The organism is Neorhizobium sp. R1-B, from assembly GCF_004368875.1.
Lineage (GTDB): Bacteria > Pseudomonadota > Alphaproteobacteria > Rhizobiales > Rhizobiaceae > Neorhizobium > Neorhizobium huautlense.
In genome coordinates, this window is the sequence record NZ_SOEM01000009.1 from 77,152 (window position 1) to 95,679 (window position 18,528).

The 18,528-nt window shown below is 61.6% G+C and carries 15 protein-coding genes; 9 read left to right on the top strand and 6 right to left on the bottom strand.

Going from position 1 to position 18,528, the window contains the following annotated elements; translation table 11 throughout:
• Positions 1–49 precede the first annotated feature (49 nt).
• Both EDE05_RS14520 and EDE05_RS14525 read right to left on the bottom strand, forming a co-directional pair.
• Positions 50–730, bottom strand: a complete 681-nt coding sequence (locus EDE05_RS14520; protein ID WP_112800019.1) for an ATP-binding cassette domain-containing protein — start codon at positions 728–730, stop codon at positions 50–52.
• The gene (locus tag EDE05_RS14525; RefSeq protein ID WP_134101795.1) at positions 702–1,676 is read right to left on the bottom strand and encodes an ABC transporter substrate-binding protein; all 975 of its coding nucleotides are present in this window, start codon (positions 1,674–1,676) and stop codon (positions 702–704) included. Before EDE05_RS14525 ends, EDE05_RS14520 begins: the two co-directional genes overlap by 29 nt.
• 190 nt (positions 1,677–1,866) lie before the next feature.
• On the opposite strand from EDE05_RS14525, the gene EDE05_RS14530 reads away from it, so the two are divergent.
• The 5 genes from EDE05_RS14530 (at position 1,867) to EDE05_RS14550 (ending at position 8,380) form a co-directional block, all read left to right on the top strand.
• The gene (locus EDE05_RS14530; RefSeq protein WP_105372369.1) at positions 1,867–3,633 is read left to right on the top strand and encodes a PQQ-dependent methanol/ethanol family dehydrogenase; all 1,767 of its coding nucleotides are present in this window, start codon (positions 1,867–1,869) and stop codon (positions 3,631–3,633) included.
• Positions 3,634–3,744: 111 nt separating this feature from the next.
• Positions 3,745–4,431: a response regulator transcription factor gene (locus tag EDE05_RS14535; protein WP_245422878.1), complete on the top strand. Its 687-nt coding sequence runs from the start codon at positions 3,745–3,747 to the stop codon at positions 4,429–4,431.
• A gap of 95 nt (positions 4,432–4,526) precedes the next feature.
• On the top strand, positions 4,527–5,678 hold the full coding sequence (locus EDE05_RS14540; RefSeq protein ID WP_245519914.1) for an FIST N-terminal domain-containing protein: 1,152 nt from the start codon (positions 4,527–4,529) through the stop codon (positions 5,676–5,678).
• Positions 5,675–7,867 (top strand): PAS-domain containing protein, encoded by a 2,193-nt coding sequence (locus tag EDE05_RS14545; protein ID WP_134101799.1) that lies wholly within the window; start codon positions 5,675–5,677, stop codon positions 7,865–7,867. Before EDE05_RS14540 ends, EDE05_RS14545 begins: the two co-directional genes overlap by 4 nt.
• A gap of 75 nt (positions 7,868–7,942) precedes the next feature.
• On the top strand, positions 7,943–8,380 hold the full coding sequence (locus tag EDE05_RS14550) for a pseudoazurin (protein ID WP_134101803.1): 438 nt from the start codon (positions 7,943–7,945) through the stop codon (positions 8,378–8,380).
• 103 nt (positions 8,381–8,483) lie between these two features.
• Here EDE05_RS14550 and EDE05_RS14555 read toward each other — a convergent pair whose 3' ends face one another.
• The 4 genes from EDE05_RS14555 to EDE05_RS14570 all read right to left on the bottom strand — a co-directional run bounded on the left by EDE05_RS14555 (position 8,484) and on the right by EDE05_RS14570 (position 12,484).
• Positions 8,484–9,269 (bottom strand): TIM barrel protein, encoded by a 786-nt coding sequence (locus EDE05_RS14555; protein WP_112800028.1) that lies wholly within the window; start codon positions 9,267–9,269, stop codon positions 8,484–8,486.
• A gap of 8 nt (positions 9,270–9,277) precedes the next feature.
• Positions 9,278–10,288: a Gfo/Idh/MocA family oxidoreductase gene (locus EDE05_RS14560; protein ID WP_112800030.1), complete on the bottom strand. Its 1,011-nt coding sequence runs from the start codon at positions 10,286–10,288 to the stop codon at positions 9,278–9,280.
• Between the two features lie 10 nt (positions 10,289–10,298).
• Positions 10,299–11,198 carry a sugar phosphate isomerase/epimerase gene (locus EDE05_RS14565; RefSeq protein WP_134101806.1) on the bottom strand — a complete coding sequence of 300 codons (900 nt, stop codon included), beginning with the start codon at positions 11,196–11,198 and terminating at the stop codon, positions 10,299–10,301.
• Between the two features lie 257 nt (positions 11,199–11,455).
• The gene (locus EDE05_RS14570; RefSeq protein ID WP_134101901.1) at positions 11,456–12,484 is read right to left on the bottom strand and encodes a LacI family DNA-binding transcriptional regulator; all 1,029 of its coding nucleotides are present in this window, start codon (positions 12,482–12,484) and stop codon (positions 11,456–11,458) included.
• 338 nt (positions 12,485–12,822) lie between these two features.
• On the opposite strand from EDE05_RS14570, the gene EDE05_RS14575 reads away from it, so the two are divergent.
• The 4 genes from EDE05_RS14575 to EDE05_RS14590 are packed head-to-tail and all read left to right on the top strand — an operon-like array spanning position 12,823 to position 18,353.
• A complete protein-coding gene (locus tag EDE05_RS14575; protein WP_112800036.1) occupies positions 12,823–13,878 on the top strand; it encodes an imelysin family protein in 1,056 nt (351 codons plus the stop codon).
• A gap of 52 nt (positions 13,879–13,930) precedes the next feature.
• Positions 13,931–14,458 carry a hypothetical protein gene (locus EDE05_RS14580; RefSeq protein WP_112800038.1) on the top strand — a complete coding sequence of 176 codons (528 nt, stop codon included), beginning with the start codon at positions 13,931–13,933 and terminating at the stop codon, positions 14,456–14,458.
• A complete protein-coding gene (locus EDE05_RS14585; protein WP_112800040.1) occupies positions 14,455–16,005 on the top strand; it encodes a multiheme c-type cytochrome in 1,551 nt (516 codons plus the stop codon). The genes EDE05_RS14580 and EDE05_RS14585 overlap by 4 nt, the downstream gene beginning before the upstream one ends.
• A complete protein-coding gene (locus tag EDE05_RS14590; RefSeq protein ID WP_112800042.1) occupies positions 16,002–18,353 on the top strand; it encodes an FTR1 family protein in 2,352 nt (783 codons plus the stop codon). The genes EDE05_RS14585 and EDE05_RS14590 overlap by 4 nt, the downstream gene beginning before the upstream one ends.
• Positions 18,354–18,528: the final 175 nt, after the last annotated feature.

Here is an 18,528-nt window from a genome sequence, read left to right on the forward strand (position 1 = left end):
GAGGAGAAGTGTCTGCGCCTCGTCGCCGCCCGACAATGCGGGGCGGCGACTACGATCTCGACATCGTCCCGCCGGCCGCCGACAGCCGAAAACACGCACCGGCCTTCTGATTCTCCTCGACGATCCTTGCCGGGCGACCCTCCATCCGGAGAATGCGTCCGGCAAGCCGCTCTGCCTCCGCGCGCACATGGGTGACCAGAAGCGTTGCACAGGGACGGTCGGCGATCAGACGTTCGAGCAGGTCCATCATCTCCGAGGCAAGCGACGGATCGAGGCTGACGAAGGGTTCGTCCATCAGCAGCAGGTCCGGTGCGCAGGCAAAGGCTCGCGCCAGCGACAACCGTCGCTGCTGCCCGAGGGAAAGCATGCCCGGGAAGCGATCTCCCAGTCCCGCCAACCCCACATCCTCCAGCCAGCGCCCGGCTTCCTCATGGGAAATCCGGGCGACGACCTTGAGATTTTCAATGGCCGTACGCCATGGCAGGAGGACAGGCTCCTGAAAGACCATGGCCAGCCGGGCCGTCACCCGACGACGTCCGGTAAAGCTGCGGTCGAGACCGGCGATGATGCGCAGCAACGATGTCTTGCCGATGCCTGACGGGCCGGTCAGCGCCACCGTCTCTCCCGGCGCCAGCGAAAGCGCGATCGGGTCGAGCACACCGCCCGGCCCGCCGCTTTGAAGATCGAGCCTGAGGACAGGCTCAGCTGCCGGGGTGGTGGAAGACGCCATTGGGCAGCTCTTTCAGATCACCGACCAGATCGGTACCACCAAGTTCGGTCATCAGCGCCAGCATCCGCGCCGCAGCCCGTTCGTCGACCGCTCCCTGCTTCGGCGTGCCCGCCAGGAAGCCCGCTTTCAGCGCCTCGAACTCCGCATCGGTCTCCGCCCGCATCATCGGCCGGATGCGGTCCCAAGCCGACGGATCGGCGGAAAGCTTCTCTTTTGCCTGGCGAGAGGCGGCCGCAATGGCCTCGCCGAGTTTGGGATGAGCCTTCAGGGCCTCGCCACGCACCACATAACCGACGAGCGGCGTTTCGGGATCGAGGCCGAGAGCCACGGCGGCCTCGTTTACCCCAAGCAGCGTGCGCATGCCCGCCGCCTGCATCCGGGCGCCGAAATTCCAGAAGTTCAAGGCGCCCTGCACCTCGCCGTCGAGCGCCGCCTTGTAGACGAGCGGCGGAGCACCGAAGACCTGCTCGGTGGTGCCGGCAAGGTCGAAGTGCTCCACTTTCTGCGCATAGGCGCGCAGGATGAGCCAGCTTTTGTCGACCGGGCCGCCGGCGACGCCAATCTTCTGCCCTTTCAGGTCGGCAAGGCTCTTGGCCTGGCTGTCAGCCGGCACCATCAGCCCGCCAACGGCGCGCGAATAGGGAATGAAGACAAAATCGCGGCCGGCGGCCCGCTCGCGCGCCACCCAAAGCCAGTCGGAAACAATCATGTCCACCTCGCCGCCGATGAGCGCGATCTGGGCCGCGGGGGCGCCGGCGATATCGGTGACTTCCATCGAGAACCCGTTCGCCTTGTCGAAACCGTAGTGACGGATGGTGGCGGCTTCCCAGTTCACGGTGCCCGAAAGCTGAAGTGCCGCCCTCACCACGGGCGTTTCGGCAAATGCCGGCATGCTGGAAAGAAGCGCGGCGACTGCGGCGCCGGCAAGTGATTTCAGGAATGTCATGGCTCTCCTCCCCTTGACTAGGCGAATGGTAGCCCCCGCCCATCCCCCTCGATATACGACCTATTGGGGGGGCCGATTGGGGCCGGGAACACCGACATTACGACCAAGGTCCAATTCATCGCCGTGGCGAGTAGGCAGATGATCCGCGCTGTGGAGCCCGCATCCTTTGTGGGCATGGAGGGAGGATGTCATGAGGAGTTTCGTTCTGGCCGCGGTTGCGGCCATCGCCTGCGCAAGTGCGGTGCAGGCCGGCGTAACGGAAGAGGATCTTGCAAAGGACGCCGAAACCGTCGGCGACGTCTTGACCAATGGCATGGGGCGCGGCTTGCAGCGCTTTTCGCCGATGGAAACGCTGAACACCAAGAACGTCAAGAACCTGGTGCCGGCCTGGGCGTTCTCGCTCGGCGGCGAAAAGCAGCGCGGCCAGGAAAGCCAGCCGATCGTCTACGACGGCATCATGTACATCACTGGCTCCTACAGCCGCCTCTATGCCATCAACATCAAGACCGGCAAGGAAGTCTGGCAATATGATGCGCGCCTTCCGGAAGGCATTCTGCCCTGTTGCGACGTGGTCAACCGCGGCGCGGCGATCTTCGGCGACAACATCTATTTCGGCACGCTCGATGCCCGTCTCGTGGCATTGAACCGCAAGACCGGCGATGTCGTCTGGAACAAGAAAATCGCGGACTACAAGGAAGGTTACAGCTATACGGCCGCACCGCTGATCGTGAACGGCCTCGTCGTCACGGGCAATTCCGGCGGCGAATTCGGCGTTGTCGGCGAAGTACAGGCCCGCAATGCGGAGACCGGCGAACTTGTCTGGACCCGGCCGGTGATCGAAGGCCACATGGGAACCTTCAAGGGCAAGGAAAGCACCATGACCGGGACGCTCAATGCGACCTGGCCTGGCGACTTGTGGAAGACCGGGGGCGGGGCGACCTGGCTCGGCGGCTCCTATGACGAAGACACGAAAACGCTCGTCTTCGGCGCCGGCAACCCCGCTCCGTGGAACAGCCATCTTCGCAACGCCGGCAAACCCGTGGAGGGCAACAAGGGCGACAACCTTTATGCCGCCTCCCGTCTCGGTATCGATCCGCAAAACGGCGAGATCAAGTGGCACTTCCAGACCACGCCGCGTGAGGGCTGGGACTTCGACGGCGTCAATGAGGTTGTGCCTTTCGTCGACAAGGACGGCAAAAAGCGCTTTGCGACGGCCGACCGCAACGGCTTCTTCTATGTGCTGAACCGTGAAGACGGCAAATTCGTCTCCGCTCACCCTTTCGTGAAGAACATCACCTGGGCGAAGGGTATCGATAAAACGGGCCGTCCGATCTACAACGAGGACAACCGCCCAGGCGATGCCGCAGCGGCGGCCAATGGCTCGAAGGGCCAGCAGGTCTTCGCCGTTCCCTCGTTCCTCGGCGGCAAAAACTGGATGCCGATGGCCTACAGCCCGAAGACCGGCCTGTTCTATGTTCCCTCCAACGAATGGGGCATGGACATCTGGAACGAGCCGATCAGCTACAAGAAGGGTGCCGCCTACCTCGGTGCCGGCTTTACCATCAAGCCGCTCTTCGAAGACCATATCGGCAGCCTGAAGGCGATCGATCCCAACACCGGCGAGATCAAGTGGGAGTATAAAAACGGCGCTCCGCTCTGGGGTGGAGCGATGGCTACCGCCGGCGGTCTCGTTTTCTTCGGAACGCCTGAAGGCGATTTCATCGCTCTCGACAACCAGACCGGCGAGGAGCTCTGGAAATTCCAGACCGGTTCCGGGATCGTCGGACAGCCGGTCACTTGGGAACAGGACGGCGAGCAATATGTCTCGGTGATTTCGGGCTGGGGCGGAGCTGTGCCGCTCTGGGGCGGCGAAGTGGCCAAGAAGGTCAACTACCTCAATCAGGGTGGCATGATCTGGACCTTCCGTCTGCCCAAACAGCTCGCATCGCTGAACTGAAGGAGCCGGGCGGAAACGCCCGGCTTCATCCTTTTCACCCGGGCCGGACAAGGCCGATGAAGACGGACCAAATCCATGTTAAGCTATCGCCAGCCCTTTCGGGAATTTCGCATGATGCCAGTTCCAGTACTTGAGAAACCCGTGCGCACGCTGAAATCGGCGCTGATCGTCGACGATCACCCGCTGTTTTGCGATGCGCTGGCGATGACCCTGACAGGCCCGGTCGGCATTCCCGACGTCGAGGCAGTCGGCACTTTGGAGGCGGCGCTCACCCGATTGGAAACGGGCCCTCTGCCTGACGTCGTGGTGCTCGACCTCAACCTGCCCGATGTCAACGGGCTCGATGGGGTGGTGCGCCTTCGCCGCGCCGTGTCGGAAACGCCGATCGTCGTGGTCTCGTCGCTCGATGAGATCCGGGTGGTGCGGGCCGCGCTGAAAGCCGGCGTGAACGCCTTCGTACCGAAGCATGCCTCGCGCGAAGAGTTCCGCGAGGCCTTCGCCGTCATCGCGCGAGGCGAAATCCACGCGAGCCGAATGGCACTCGAAGCCTCGGCGCCGACGCCGTCCGAAGAAGCGGTGAAGCGGCTGGCACTGCTGACGCGCCAGCAGGCGCGTATCCTGCAGCTCGTCTGCGCCGGCCGGATGAACAAGCACATCGCCTATGAGCTTTCCATCGCCGAAACCACGGTGAAGGCGCATATCACCGCCATCATGCGAAAGCTCGGCGTACAGACGCGCATGCAAGCCGTACTCTTCGCGCAGGAGGCGAGTTTCAGCACGATGGTAAGCGACGTCTGAAAACAGTCTGGCCAAGCTGAACTTCGCGCTGGCGCATAGTCTCGGCGGATGCTTTAAACTTGATGACGGGGGAAAGGCGGAGGAGGCCATCGCGCGTGGATGAGCAGTTCGTCGCGCGTGCGCTCGTTTCAGCGCACGACACCTGTCCGGTCGAGCGCCTGGCGGAAAGCCTTGGCCCTGGCCCGTTTTCACTCGTCCTGATCTTCGTCTCGCCCGAGGCCGATGTGCCAGCCATCGTTTCCGATGCGGCACAAGCCTGGCCAGGCGCACGGATCGCCGGCTGCACTACGGCCGGAGAGATTTCCGGTGCGGGCTATGATGAGGCGAGCATCGTGGCGGTCGGGTTCCATTCTCGCTATTTTGCCGCCGAGACGCTGCTCGTCCCGGATCTCTCGAAGCTTGTGGCGAGCGAGCTTTCCGATGCGCTGCTTCATCTTCGCCAAACGCTTGCTCGTGACCACGGGCACTTTCCGGAAGAATTCGCCTTGCTTCTGGTCGACGGCCTCTCGACCCGAGAGGACGAACTGGCCTCGGCGCTTGCTGCGGGCACAGGGGCAATGCCGCTGATTGGCGGATCGGCGGGCGATGGCGCGTGCTTCCGCGAGACCTTCGTCTTCGACGGCAAACGGCTTCTTGCAAACGCCGCCGTGATATCCGTCATGCGTGGCGCCTGTCCGCTGCGCGCTTTCAAGATGGATCATATCAAGCCGACGGAACGCCGGATGGTGGTGACTGAGGCGGATCCGGCCGCCCGTATCGTGCGGCGTATCAATGCCGAGCCCGCCGTGCGCGAATATGCCCGCCTCATCGGTATGCAGCCGGAGAGCGTCAATACACTCACCTTCGCAATCCACCCCCTTACCGTCTGCATGGGTGAACGCCACCATGTCCGCGCGATTCAGCGCGTCCTGCCCTCGGGAGAACTTCTGTTTTTTTCCGCAATCGATGAAGGCATGGTTCTGACGATCGCAGAGCCACAGGATCTCGTCGGTCACCTGGCAAGCGAACTGCAAGCTCTCAAGAAACCGGGCGATCCGGTCGCCGTTCTCGCTTTCGATTGCGTTCTGCGGCGTGTCGAAGCTCAGGAAAAGCAAATGACGGGGCAGGTTTCAGCGCTGTTGCGGGAACATGGCGTCATTGGCTTCTCGACCTATGGCGAGCAGATCGGCCCCATGCATATCAACCACACGATGACCGGGCTCGCCTTCTATCCGCCCGGCACGGTCGTCTCGGAAAGCGCCCCATGAACAAACGCATCTCCGATGGTCTGCTCGATCCCGCAGATGGCGAGGCGCGCAATCTCGAAAAGATGCTCGACATCGCGGACGCCCTGATGCGCCATGTCGAGCAGAGCTCCGGAGACAGGGGAGCCGCCTTCGAGCAGTTTCGCCGTGCGGCCATACTCGAAGAGCGGGTCCGCCAACGCACGCGCGACCTGGAAGCGACGCTGAAGCAGCTCAACGACGCCAACAGCGCCACCGAGCGGGCAAGACGCGATCTCTCGCAGGCGATCGAGGCGATCGAAGAAGGCTTTGCCCTTTTCGATTCCGCCGAGGTGCTCGTTCTTTGCAACTCGCGCTTCTGCCGCGATCTTGGCGACGTGCGCCTGAAACTCGCTCCCGGAATAGCCTTTGCCGATTATGTCCAGGCCGTCAGCCGTTCAGCCCTCCTGGCTCTTCCCGAGGGCGTAACACCGAATGCATGGGCGGCAGAACGCATGCGGTTGCACCGGGCCCGGCAGGTTTTCAACGTCGGCTTGAGCGGCGACCGCTGGCTCCAAGTCAGCGAACAGCGCACTGCGGACGGCGGCACGGTCGTCCTTCAGACCGACATCACCGACATCATTCGCATGGAACGTTCCGAACGCGGCAAGCTGCTGGACGATCAGGCGCGCATGATCCGCGCCACGCTGGAGCACATCAACCAGGGCGTGGGCATCTTCGACGCCAACCGCCGATTAGCTGGATGGAACAGCCGGTTCGCCCAGCTTCTAGACATTCCCCTGCGGCTGTTGCGGCGGGGAACGCCCTTCAAATTGCTGGCTGACCGCATCGCCCGTACCGCGACCCTCGGCGACGGCTTTCCCGCCGACATCCTGGCTCGCTGGGTTGATGGCACGCTGCCGCGCGGGCCGCTTTCCTTCGAACTCCAGCATTCCTCGGGAATCATACTGGATGTGTTTGCGCAGGAGATGCCCGGGCGAGGATTTGTCATGTCGTTCGCCGATGTCACGCGCGAGCGTCACGCGATACAGGCCATGATCCGCGCCAATGCCACGCTCGAAGCGCGCGTGGCGTCCCGCACTGGAGACTTGGCGGCGGCGCTCGCCGAGGCCGAGCGGGCCAATTCGGCCCGTGTCCGCTTTGTCGCGGCGGCGAGCCACGATCTGCTGCAGCCGCTTTCCGCCGCAAAACTGTTCGTCGCGGCGGCACGGGACGATGCGGAAGCGACGCCGATGCGCGGCACCCTGGAAAAAGCGCACAATGCGCTTGTCAGCGTGGAAGGGATACTCGGAGCCTTGCTCGACATCTCACGACTTGAGGCCGGCGGCGCTGCAGTGGACGTCGGGCCGGTTCCTCTTTCGGTCCTGCTGAAACAGCTTACCGACGAATTTGCTCCCATTGCCGCCCGAAAGGGGCTGAGACTTGACATCCTGCCCTGCAGTCTGACCGTATCGAGCGACCCGACCTATCTGCGCCGCATCCTGCAGAACCTGATCAGCAATGCCATCCGCTATACGAGCAGCGGTCGCGTTCTCGTCGGGCCTCGCCGGACGAAAGGTCATGTGCGCATCGAAGTCCACGATACCGGACCTGGCATCGCTGCGGATCAGCAGCAATCCATCTTCCGCGAATTTCATCGCATCCAGGGCTCGGCCTCGGCGTCCGAGGGAATGGGCCTGGGCCTCGCGATCGTGGAAAGGGCCTGTGGCCTGCTCGATCACCGGCTGGCGCTTCGCTCGGCGCCGGGACGCGGCACCTGTTTCTCGGTCGATCTGGCCGTCGTCGCGCATCACGCGAAACCTGCCTATCGGGAGGCGACGCCGACGATCCCGGAGGAACCGGGCGACAACAGCGATCGTATCGCGCTTCTGGTTGAAAACGATCTGGACCTGCGCCGGGCCATCGCGCTGCTGCTGGAGCGGCGCGGAGTGAGCGTGCTTGAGGCGACAAGCGGCGAAGAAGCGCTCTCTCTGCTGGAAGAGATCGGAATCGTGCCCGATGTCTACCTGGTCGACCAGCAGTTGGACGGAACGCTCACCGGGATAGAGACCGTGCAAGCCCTACATGCGGAATATGGCGAACGCCCGACCCGCATCCTCACTGCCAACCGCACCCCACAGACACGTCTTGCCGCGGACGCCGCCGGCATCGAAATCATGTACAAGCCGATCGCAGCCGAGGCGCTTGAGGCCTTCGTGCTGCATGCCGGCTGATCGGCACCAAGGTCGCATTGCGGCAGGTACCACCCTATGGGACATCCCTTCCACCCGAATTGGAGGAGGAAGGACATGAAGAAACTATTGGCGGCATCTGCCCTGATGATCCTTGCGGCCGGTGCGGTCCATGCGGCCGAACACACCGTCAAGATGATGAACAAGGGCGAAAGCGGCAACATGGTCTTCGAACCGGCCGCCGTCGTCGCGGCCCCCGGCGATACGATCCGCTTCGTTCCGACGGACAAGAGCCACAATGTCGAGGCCATCAAGGGAATGCTCCCCGAAGGGGTCCAGCCCTTCAAGAGCGAGGTGAGCCAGGAATACGTGCTGACGGTCAGCGAACCCGGCTACTACGGGGTGAAATGTTCTCCGCATTTCAGCATGGGCATGGTCGCCCTCATCCGCGTCGGAGACCCGCCCGCCAATCTGGATCTGGTAAAGGCGGTGAAGTTGCCTAAAAAAGCAGATGAACGGATGAACGCTGCTTTTGAAGCTTTGGCGTCAAAGTAGGTAATCCTGTTGTGCGCGAGGCGATAAAGAAGGCTGGAGCGCGGCGCGCAATTGCCTTGCATTACACGCTGCCCGAGCCTGGGCACGGGCAGCGGTTATCGGTTCAAAGTTTGCTGGAAACGTAGCCAATGCTCTGGCGCACGGCGGCTTCCGGATGGGCCAGCGCATGCACTTCCTCGGCGAAAGGCTCGAAACTGTAGGGGCCGTCGAAGCCTGCGGCGATGAGCGCCCTGATCTGCGGAACATTCTCCAACCGGTCGGAAGCGTCGACCATCACACGATGCGCGTCGAGCATATCTTCGACAGCGACAGCCGGATCCACAACGCCGGAAATGTGCACCAGTCCGGTCCGATCCGGGAAGAGTTCCGTTTCACCGGCAAGGTGATGGTGGAAGGTGTCGTGCACCAGTTTGTAGACGGCGCCGCCCTCGGCCGCATCGATGGCGCGAACTGCTTCCTTCTTGGTCCGCAGCGACGAAACCGGAAAGCCAAGCGGCTCGACAAGCCCCGTCAGTCCACGCTCCTCAAGAATGGGCTTCATGGCCCTCAGCGCCGCGACAAGATCGTCGAACGACACCTTGGTGCCGTCGTTGAGCGGGCACATGACGAGCGCGTTGGCTCCGCTCGCTGCCGCATAATCCGCAAGCGCCACCGCCTTCGACGGCAGATCGCCTGACCAGACGTTGAAGGGGTAGAGCGCGTTGATCGAGACGATCGTCACGCCTGACTTTTCGGCGGCAGCCTTGACTGCTTCGGGTTTGACCGTCCCGACGATATCGGGAAGATCGTTGCGGATCTCGACTTCTGTCAGGCCCAGACTACGGGCTGTCGCGAAGAATTGCTCGAGCGAAAGTTTGGGCGCGGTGATGTGATTGATGGCGAAACGCATCGAAGACCTCAGTTGTAGAGCGCCGGACGCGGCGGCAGATTGATTGCGACGGGCCGTCCCTCGGCCTCCTGGGCAAGAACACAGGCATCCGACGTGATCGCGGCCACATAGCCATCCCAGCAGTTCGGGCCCGCAGCGGTGCCCTTGGCAGCCACGTTGATGAAATCCTGGAGTTCGACGTCGTAGCTGGCGATGAAACGATCCTTCCAATCGGTAAGAATATCGTTTTGGAGTTTGGCGCCAAGGCGTGTTTGTATGGCCATCGGTTCGGGCAGGCTGGCGATGCCGTCTTCGCCCACCACTTCGCACTGGATGTCATAACCATAGTGGCAATTGACGAAGATCTCGACGTCGATGATCGTCCCCTTGGCCGTCTCAAGGATGACAATCTGGGGGTCCCTGAGCTTCGCGTGACTGCGTGCCGCTGAACGGGGGAAGATCACTCTTGCCGAAACGTAGTCGTCGTCAAGCAGCCAGCGCAGCACATCGATCTCATGGATCATCGTGTCATGGATTGCCATCGGCGTTACATATTGTTCCGGAACGGCCGGATTGCGGTGGGCAGCGTGAACCATGATCGGCGCGCCGATCTTGGTGTCGACCGCCTGTTTCAGCGCAACATAACCGGCGTCGTATCTGCGCATGAAACCGACCTGCACCAGCCGCTTTCCGTGAGCCGTTTCCGCATCCACGATGCGCTTTGCTCCCGCGGCGGTCGTTGCCAGAGGTTTTTCGCAAAAGCAGGGCTTGCCGGCGGCAATCGCCGCAAGCACGTATTGCTCGTGGGTGGCACCCCAGGATGTGACCAGCACGGCGTCGACATTGGGTGACGCGATCAGTTCTTCCCCGGTGCGTAAAACCACGGCATCTGGCGCTATGTCTCTTTTTACCGCTTCGGCAGAGGCGAGATTCAGGTCGCTCAGAGCGACGATCTTCGCACCCCCAAGAACCTGATTGATCCGGCGCGCATGGTCGCGCCCAATTGCGCCGGTGCCGATGACACCAATTCCGACAGTCATTTGAAAAGCCTCACTTTTGATACTTTTGAATGTAGTTGTTCATCTCGGCGCACATGAAGCGGCCGGAGTGGTCTGCCTTGTCCTCCCAGGCGAAGACGCAGGAGGTCATGATGCCGTCGAAACCGATCTCGGCGAGCGTCCCGAAAAAGTCGTCCCACGGCACTTCACCCTGACCGATGTTGAGGTGCTGGTGCACGCGCGCCTGGGTGCCGGGCGGATTGAGAATGTAGCGCAGACCGGAAGACGCCTTATGATTGAACGTGTCGCCAACATGCACATGGGCCAACACGTCCTTCGCCTCGCGCAGCATCGCCCTCGTGTCGTCCCCGAAATAGAAGGTATGCGGCGCGCAGTAGAGGAACTTGACATTTTTCGAGTTCACCGTGCGGATGATGTCGAGGGCCGGCTGCAGCGTTTCGCACCAGTCCTCCGGATGCGGCTCCACATGCAGGTTGATGCCTTCCCGCTCGAAGATCGGAACGAGCTCTTCCATCGAGCGCCACCAGGCGTCCTCGCAGGCTTCGATCATCAAGCCGGTATGGCAGCAGTAACACGACCCCTTGTCCGGGTGGGGGCCACGGCCGAACTCCGAATTCATCGTGTCGACTTCCATCTCAACGGCGATCTCGATCGCTCTCTTCCAGTGCTTGACGGCCGCCTGCCGCTCGGTTTCATCGTTCGAAGCCCAGCGGTACATGGGCAGGAGCGAGGCGATCTTCACGTTCTCGGCGGCCAGCGCCTTCTTGAACGATTTGATCCGCTCCGGGAAAACCCGCGGCGCCTTGAACCACTCGAGAAAGTCGGACCGTGGGCTGAGTTCGATCCACTCGTAGCCAAGCTCACGCACCTTCCGCGGCAGCTCCTCAAGGCTAAGATGTCGATGCATGAACGGGTCGAGGGCGATACGCATGATGCTCCTTGCCTCCTTGCTGGAAATGAAGCCTGAGGGCGGTTTAGGACAACAGAAATTCACTGACGAGGATCGGTGATCTTCATCATCATCGTTCGGGTCAGGACTTGAGTTATCCAGGTGGAGCTGCCTCCTGTCGCCACCACCGGACAGAACATTTTCCGAGTGAAGGGCCGTCGTCAACGTCTCTTGACGATCACAGGCTATCAGCGCTGATAGAAACAACAGGATGACGTATGATAGAATCTATCAAACCATCAAAGGCTTTCAGGAAGCCAAAGCTGTGCGGGGAGGAAGCGTTGTCCCGGGGTCTCTGCCATGCCTTGTTCGATCGTATGAACCATGGTGGCAATCAGGTCGGCGCATAATTCACGCAGCGGCGTCTGGAACACGCCTGAGATACGCCGTTCAAGCAGAGCCTGTCGTGATTGCGGCGTCAACTCGTTGACGAGGCAGCCGATCTTTTCGCTCTTGTTGGTTTCCCGCATAGCTTCGATTGCGCCCTCCATACCGCCCCCGATGCAGTAGACTCCGACTAGATCGTCATGGCGAGAAATCGCGTCCATCAGCAATTCGTAGGTCAGGCGCCGTGTTTCAAGGTTGATGAGCGCATCCAGCACCTCGAACGTCGGAGCGTATTCCCGCATATAGCTGCGAAATCCGGTCTCGCGGAGCGAGTGCCCATGAAATCGGTGGCCGCCCAGCAGGAGCAGCAGTTTTCCCGGTGAATGCGATAGCCTGGACAACAGCCACGCTGCAGTCCGTCCCACTTTCATGTTGTTCGTGCCGAGATAGGCCTCCCGTACGCCTTGCGCAAAGTCGGAAAGCAGCGAGAAGGTCGGAATCCCGTGAGATTTGAGGGCGCTGACTGCCGAGGTGACATCGTAATGGTCCGGGCCGGTAGCACCAACAGCCTGCACCTTGCCTTTCATGCCGAGCAACAGGTCTGAAAGCTCGCCGGGCTCGCCGGACCTTGCAAACCGGACGTGCACCTGAAGGCGTCGGTCCTTGACCGCATGTGCGGCAGCCTGCAATTCCTCAGCGAAGGCCTGATAGAACGCGTGACGCTCCTTGCGCAATACAAAGCCGAGATCGTACGAAGGCAAATCTGCCAGCATTCGCTGCCGAATTATATTTGTACCGTGAAATCCGATCTGCTCGGCAGCAGAGAACACCCTCCTTGATGTTTCCTCCCGCACCGGCAATCGGGCATTCAAGACGCGATCGACAGTTGCAACACTGACGCCGGCCGCTAATGCGACATCGGCAATGGTGGGACGCTTCATTGATGCCACCTCTAAGGATCGGAATTCTTCGCAAGGCTGACGTAAACTGTCATGAAGATTGAAGGAAACCAATCAGCAATTCGATGGTTTGTCGAGCATAGCAAGCGGGTCACGCGGACCTGTCTCATGCATCCGCAACGCAGTCGCTACAGCTTTCCCGCCCCCAAGATTTTCGTAAAATACATGACTATCGCAGTCAATATTTGCGCTGGCACAAAGAGCGCTCGTGTCGCGATTGATAATCGTTCGCAACTGGCGTCTCACATCTCCACGTGAGGCGCCAGGATGATGCCAAGCGCCATTTTCATCTCCGAAGCGATCAGACGAAGGATATTGCCATGAACATGAGTAAGCCGGCCCTGGCCATGATGCTTACGTCCTCCCTGCTGCTGCCATGCGGTGCCGTCGCGGCGGACGACGCGGAGAGCCGGGGCCTCGCGAATGTCAAGCAATTCACGCTCGATCACAGCCGTCTCCTGATCGCCCAGGCTGAACTTCTGGAGGCTGCTCTTGTCGACTATGCTGGAACGATATCCGCATATCGCGGCGACTATGCATCAGCCTGGTCTGCAGAAGGCCCGCGGCTTGCAAAACAGATAGCATCAATCCGTAGCCTTTGGCTGGAAGCCTCGAACCATTACGAGACCATCGAGGGTATCGTTGCCGGCATTCCGGCTACCGCGAAATACGACCTCATCCTCGACGCCGGCAATCCGGGAACGGAAGGCGAGGACGTTGCCGAATACGATTTGAAGCTTCCCGACGGTACCGTTCTCAAACGTCCGGGCAACCTGTTCCACGGTGTCACGGAGCCGCTCTTCTGGGGGATGAGCGAGGCCGGCATCAAACTCTCCGCTGACCTTAACGGCGATGGCAAGACCACCCGAGGAGAGATTCTTTTCGACGCCAATCTCGGTCTCGGCGCCGCCAGAGCGTTGGCTTTCTGGGCAAAAGCGCTGGAAGCGGACATGAGCGCCTGGACACCCAATCGCGAGGATGCCTTCACCTCCGTCATCGTCATGACTCCGACCGTTGGGGACTATTTCGGCGAATGGAAGGAATCGCAGTTCATTTCCGGCGAAATCGGCGCCTTTGTCGCTCAAAGCCGTCTCGCCGATGTACAGGGCATCATGGGTGGTTGCCGGAAGATGTATGCCGAGGCGCTCTCTCCGGTGGTAGCCGCCGGCGATGCCGATCTCGACAGCCGCATCAAGGCAGGTTTTGAGGAACTGCTTGCACTCGTGGACGACACGTATGCCAGGGAAGCGTCCGGTGCGGAATTCGGTGTCGAGGAGGCGGACGCGCTAGGCAACGACGCGCAGGACACCGCAGACCGTATCGTTGCCCTCGTGCTTCAAGCGGCCGCCAAGGCCGGTGTCCGGATCCGCGGCTGAGGTTTCTCGACTGAGCGGCCGCCTCCACGGGCCGACTACAGGAAGCGATGAGATGGAACACATCCGCCTCACTCCCCCGCCGGCCTGTCGGCAGCTCCTGGCCGATTACGGCCCGCGCAGACCGGGGCTTCGGCGGGCGTTGACGCTATGCCTGCTGTTTGCATTTCTGTTCGGCACGGGGTTGCATGTCGAATTTCTTGCGGCGCGCAACTGGAACGCAGGTGAGGTGGTGCTGTTGCTCCACATCATCCTTGGTCTGGTCTTTGCAGCCGTTTTCCTGTCCTGGATCGCCGGGCATGTACTGCGCGGCCTGCCGAAGAGCCAACGGCCAGGTTTCACCTGGCTCAGTTGGATCCTGCTCGCAAAATATGCGGTCATCCTCGTGACGGGCCTGATGATGGTGTTGCCAACGTTGATCCATTTCGGTGGTGGCCTCTGGTTCTGGCGCTTCGAGGCGACTTATGTGCTGACCTTTCTGCATCTCTGGAGCGCAGTTGCCGCAGCTGCGGGCCTTATTGTCCATCTCACGCTGCGGCACTGGGCGCCACCACCGGCCGGAAAGAGACGGCGTGCGTCATGAAGTACCAGTTCAAGGCCCATCTTCCCCCGCTTGCGCTCGGGATGCTTTCCGCTCTGGTCTTTCTAGCTGGGGCGGAACTGTTGCGTCCTGAAATCCCGGAGCCGGGAGTCGAAGTCGCAGACATCCCGTTCTATCAGTTGCCGTTCGGTCCGGATGAAGCGGGGCGTGAGCGTCCCTTCTGGCCGTCGCGCGTGCAGACGGAGAATGGCAAGATGGCGGATCCCAGCCAAATCCGGTCAGCAGCGGAGTGCGCGGCCTGCCACAGGCGCGAGTTCGATGAATGGGCGCCGTCCCTGCACGCCATCGCCGGCCGGGATACGGTCTATGAAAGAGCCGTTGAAGCCAACGAGGACCTCCATAAGGATGGCGTGGAGAAGGCACGGTTCTGTGAGGGCTGTCATGCGCCGGGCGAGGTGCTGGCCGGACGCACCAATCGTTTCAAATCCGTCATGCCGTCTGATGCGGAAACCGAGGGCATCACCTGCGTCATGTGTCATACGGCGATCCACGCCGATCCCGAGGAGGGCAACGGAGCACTGACGCTTGCGGTGAATACCGGGGTAGACCAGTTGTCCGATCCAATGATCCTGGCTGCGCCGCGTGATCACGCTCGCGCCTACGGTGCAGCAGAGACCAACGCGTTGATCGCCAGCGGGGATTTCTGCGGCGCGTGCCACACCGAGGCCTATGACGGCTCCATGTCGAAGGCGCAGAGCCGGCAGCATGTGCAGACGACCTTCAGCGAATGGCGCGACAGCTGGTACGGCCGCAACAATGTCACCTGCCAGGATTGCCACATGGCGCCGGATCCGGCTGCCTATGTCCGGCAGATCCGAGCCGGTGATCTCAGCAAGCCGATCCGCTATGCCCACAATTTCGTCGGCTCGAACTACTTGATGTTCGATACCAGCCTCGGATCCAAGCTCACCTTTCTGCGGGGAGGAATCCTGCCTGGTCTTTCGGATGCAAGAAACACCGAACTTGTTGCCCGGCAGGGCGAGGCTACACGGGCGCTGTTGCGCTCGGCCGCAGGACTTGCGCTGCGCAAGAGTGAAGTCGCCGAGGGGAATCTGCGTTTTGCAGTGGCCGTACAAAATCTCGGCGCCGGGCACAATCTGCCGACCGGGGTGATTGATCAGAAATATATGTGGCTGGAAGTCATCGTCCGGGATTCGACCGGCGCCGAGATCTATCATTCGGGTGCCTTCGACGCGGAACGCGGCGAGACCGATCCGGAGGCCGTGATCTGGCGGGAAGACTTCCTCGACGCAGAGGGCAAGCGCATTCCCGACCATCTCACGTTCGTTACGGCCACCGTCTCGCATGTACGTCGCGGTGTGCCGCCGAAGGGAGAGGACGCTGTCATCTTCGAGACGCAGCTTCCCCCGGATGCCAGGGGGCCATTCAGGCTGGAGGCGCGGCTCTGGTACCGCGTCGCCACCCAGGAATTTACCTATAACACGTTGAAGACGGACCTCGTCATTCCGCCCTTCGAGCTGGCGGCCGCTACATTCAGCCTTCCCGATACCGAAAAGGTCCGACCATGATCAGAAATGCCTGCCGCGCCGCCGTGCTCGTGTTTGTTCTCATACTGGGATCGGCGGCGCAGGCGCAGGTGGTTCCCTGGCAGGACGCCGAAGTGGTGAGGACGGAAAGTGCGCAGATACAGCGCCGATTGTTCCGGACGCCGGACGCCGCCCTTCGCAAAGAGGTCGAAGAGCGGCTGGAGCGGGTCAACCATCTGTGGAGCAACCGGCTCGAGGCAGCCTATCAACGGATGGGACCCAATGAGGCCCATCATGTGGCCGAATCCGTTGCGGCATTTGCCGAGGCTGTTTCCCGGTGGGATTCGGTGAACGCCGCCGCCGCGCGTGCACAAATTTGGACAGCCATGCTCGACGGCGCCTTTCGCGCGACCCTGGCATGCCTGGAGCAAGGTCGCATGGAGGATGCCGCTGCCTGGCTCAACATTCGTGAATATGCGCGCACATCCCGCGATACGGCTGCCAGCATCGCCATGCGCGAAGCGCTGGCGGGCCGCCTTGAAGCGGAGCGTGCTCGCGAGGTCATCGAGGCGGAGCTGCTTGGCATCTATGCCGGTGAATTGCGCAGGGCAATCGCCGAAGCGCGGTCGCACCTAGCCACAGGCTATGGAGTGCAGTTATCCGCAGCTCTGTCTCGCGCAATCGGTCTTTACGCACTGCTATCCGACAATATTGCGAGCCGGCTCGAATCCGATGACGGCAGGATTCTCGGCGACGCCTTCGCGCGGCTCGCCCAGGCGTCGCCGACCGACGGGCAGGCCCTTCACTCGTTGGTCGCGCAGATCCAGGCGACCCTTGCCACCTATGCGCCGACCGGCTTGTCCTCAGATGAACTCGACCGACGTGTTCGGCTACTGGCGCGCTTCATCGGCCTCGTTCCGGTGGAATACGAAAAGGGGGTAAGGGACGGCGAGATCACCATTCCTTTCGAATACTTCGAGGCCGGCCTGTTTCGCGACCGTGCGGAGATGCTGTTCGGTGACCTCGGCTACGACCTTGCCGCCCGGTCTCCCGGGTCGTTCGAGCGCTTTACTGCAATTCTCGCTCAGATGAAGACCCTGGTCGCGGACAAGGGTGACGAGACAGTTGTGCGATCTCTCGCGGACGAGGCGGGTAGCCTTCTTGCGGATCTCTATGGGACGAAGCTGAACGAAGGCGGCCATGAGGCCGCTCTGTCGCTGCTGCCGGATATTCTCAACGAAATTCTGCTGGTATCTCAGGCTGGCGACTGGGAGGAAGCCGAACTGAAACGGCTGGAAGCCTATGCGCTGTTCGATCCCGACATCGAGCAACGCCTGATGCCGCGCGCCCCGAGCCTGGCGCTGAAGATGGAGGCGGGCTTCTGGGAGGGCAGCGTCGCTGAACCGGGTCTGGGGCGCATCATTGCCGACCGCAGTCCGGAGTTGCTGAAGCAAACCATTGCCCGGATGAAGAGCGCGACGGAGGAGGCGAAAGAGGTGCTGAATACCCAGCTTTCATCATCCGGCGCCTTCCTGCAATCCCTTGCCATCCTGCTGCGAGAAGGATTGGAAGCCGTGCTGGTTCTTGCGTGCATGGTCGGTGCCCTGAAAGCGAACCGCATGCCGGCCGCCGGGAGAGGAGGCTGGCGCTGGCCGTTGAGCTGCGGCGTAGCAATTGCGCTCGTCGGTTCCCTCGTACTCTGGCTCGTCGTCGGCAGATTGTTTGCAATGAGCACCCTGCAACGTGAACTCCTCGAGGGCGCTACCGCACTGATCGCGGCGGCGGTTCTTGTCTACGTGACCCATTGGATATTCCGCAAAGCCTATGTCGGGGATTGGGTGGCCGAAATACGCAGGAAGACTGCAGCCGCCGCCCAGGCCAGGACCGGGGAAAAAGTGAGGCATTTCGCTTGGTTCCCGCTGTTCGCACTGTCCTTCCTCGTCGTTTTCCGGGAAGGGTTCGAGACGGTTTTGTTCTACGAGGCCTTGCTGTTCGATGCCCCAGCCCTACCAGTGCTTGCGGGACTTGCAATCGGCGGACTGCTCGCCGCGACAGTTGCCTATGCCGTCCTCGGCCTGGAGGCGAAGTTGCCGGTCGCGGCCTTCTTTCGGCTAACGGGATGCCTGCTCGCTCTCCTCAGCATCGTCCTCATCGGAAGTGGGGTCCGTGGCCTGCAGACCGCAGCCCTCCTCTCCGCGACGCCGGTGGCTTGGTTCCCCGATCGCCCCTGGATGCAGCTCTATTTCGGCCTCTATCCTGTCGCCGAAGCATTGCTGGCACAGGCTGGTATGGCGGCTCTGTTGCTGCTGTCGGTAATCTGGCTGCTGCTGACAAAGGCGTTGGAGACGCGCGCCAGCAACACGCCGGTAGCGCCTCGGGAGCCGGTCTAGGGCTTGAGCATGAGAACTGCCGTGCTGTCACGCATAGCGCCGTCCGATCGCCATGCGGACCTGACATATCGATTTGCAAACACGTCAAGGGAGGCGTGGCTCATGGCTCGATCAGAGGCCGGCCGTCGGCAACTTGATCGGCGCGTGGCGAGCTCTGTCCGGGGGCCTATACCTA

What these genes read in the sequence shown, in the direction of transcription:
- EDE05_RS14550 (WP_134101803.1), top strand. Translation starts at nt 7,943, where the DNA reads ATGAAGAAACTATTGGCGGCATCTGCCCTGATGATCCTTGCGGCCGGT.
- EDE05_RS14585 (WP_112800040.1), top strand. Translation starts at nt 14,455, where the DNA reads ATGAAGTACCAGTTCAAGGCCCATCTTCCCCCGCTTGCGCTCGGGATG.
- EDE05_RS14530 (WP_105372369.1), top strand. Translation starts at nt 1,867, where the DNA reads ATGAGGAGTTTCGTTCTGGCCGCGGTTGCGGCCATCGCCTGCGCAAGT.
- EDE05_RS14520 (WP_112800019.1), bottom strand. Translation starts at nt 730, where the DNA reads ATGGCGTCTTCCACCACCCCGGCAGCTGAGCCTGTCCTCAGGCTCGAT.
- EDE05_RS14535 (WP_245422878.1), top strand. Translation starts at nt 3,745, where the DNA reads ATGATGCCAGTTCCAGTACTTGAGAAACCCGTGCGCACGCTGAAATCG.
- EDE05_RS14580 (WP_112800038.1), top strand. Translation starts at nt 13,931, where the DNA reads ATGGAACACATCCGCCTCACTCCCCCGCCGGCCTGTCGGCAGCTCCTG.
- EDE05_RS14525 (WP_134101795.1), bottom strand. Translation starts at nt 1,676, where the DNA reads ATGACATTCCTGAAATCACTTGCCGGCGCCGCAGTCGCCGCGCTTCTT.
- EDE05_RS14545 (WP_134101799.1), top strand. Translation starts at nt 5,675, where the DNA reads ATGAACAAACGCATCTCCGATGGTCTGCTCGATCCCGCAGATGGCGAG.
- EDE05_RS14590 (WP_112800042.1), top strand. Translation starts at nt 16,002, where the DNA reads ATGATCAGAAATGCCTGCCGCGCCGCCGTGCTCGTGTTTGTTCTCATA.
- EDE05_RS14560 (WP_112800030.1), bottom strand. Translation starts at nt 10,288, where the DNA reads ATGACTGTCGGAATTGGTGTCATCGGCACCGGCGCAATTGGGCGCGAC.
- EDE05_RS14575 (WP_112800036.1), top strand. Translation starts at nt 12,823, where the DNA reads ATGAACATGAGTAAGCCGGCCCTGGCCATGATGCTTACGTCCTCCCTG.
- EDE05_RS14570 (WP_134101901.1), bottom strand. Translation starts at nt 12,484, where the DNA reads ATGAAGCGTCCCACCATTGCCGATGTCGCATTAGCGGCCGGCGTCAGT.
- EDE05_RS14555 (WP_112800028.1), bottom strand. Translation starts at nt 9,269, where the DNA reads ATGCGTTTCGCCATCAATCACATCACCGCGCCCAAACTTTCGCTCGAG.
- EDE05_RS14565 (WP_134101806.1), bottom strand. Translation starts at nt 11,198, where the DNA reads ATGCGTATCGCCCTCGACCCGTTCATGCATCGACATCTTAGCCTTGAG.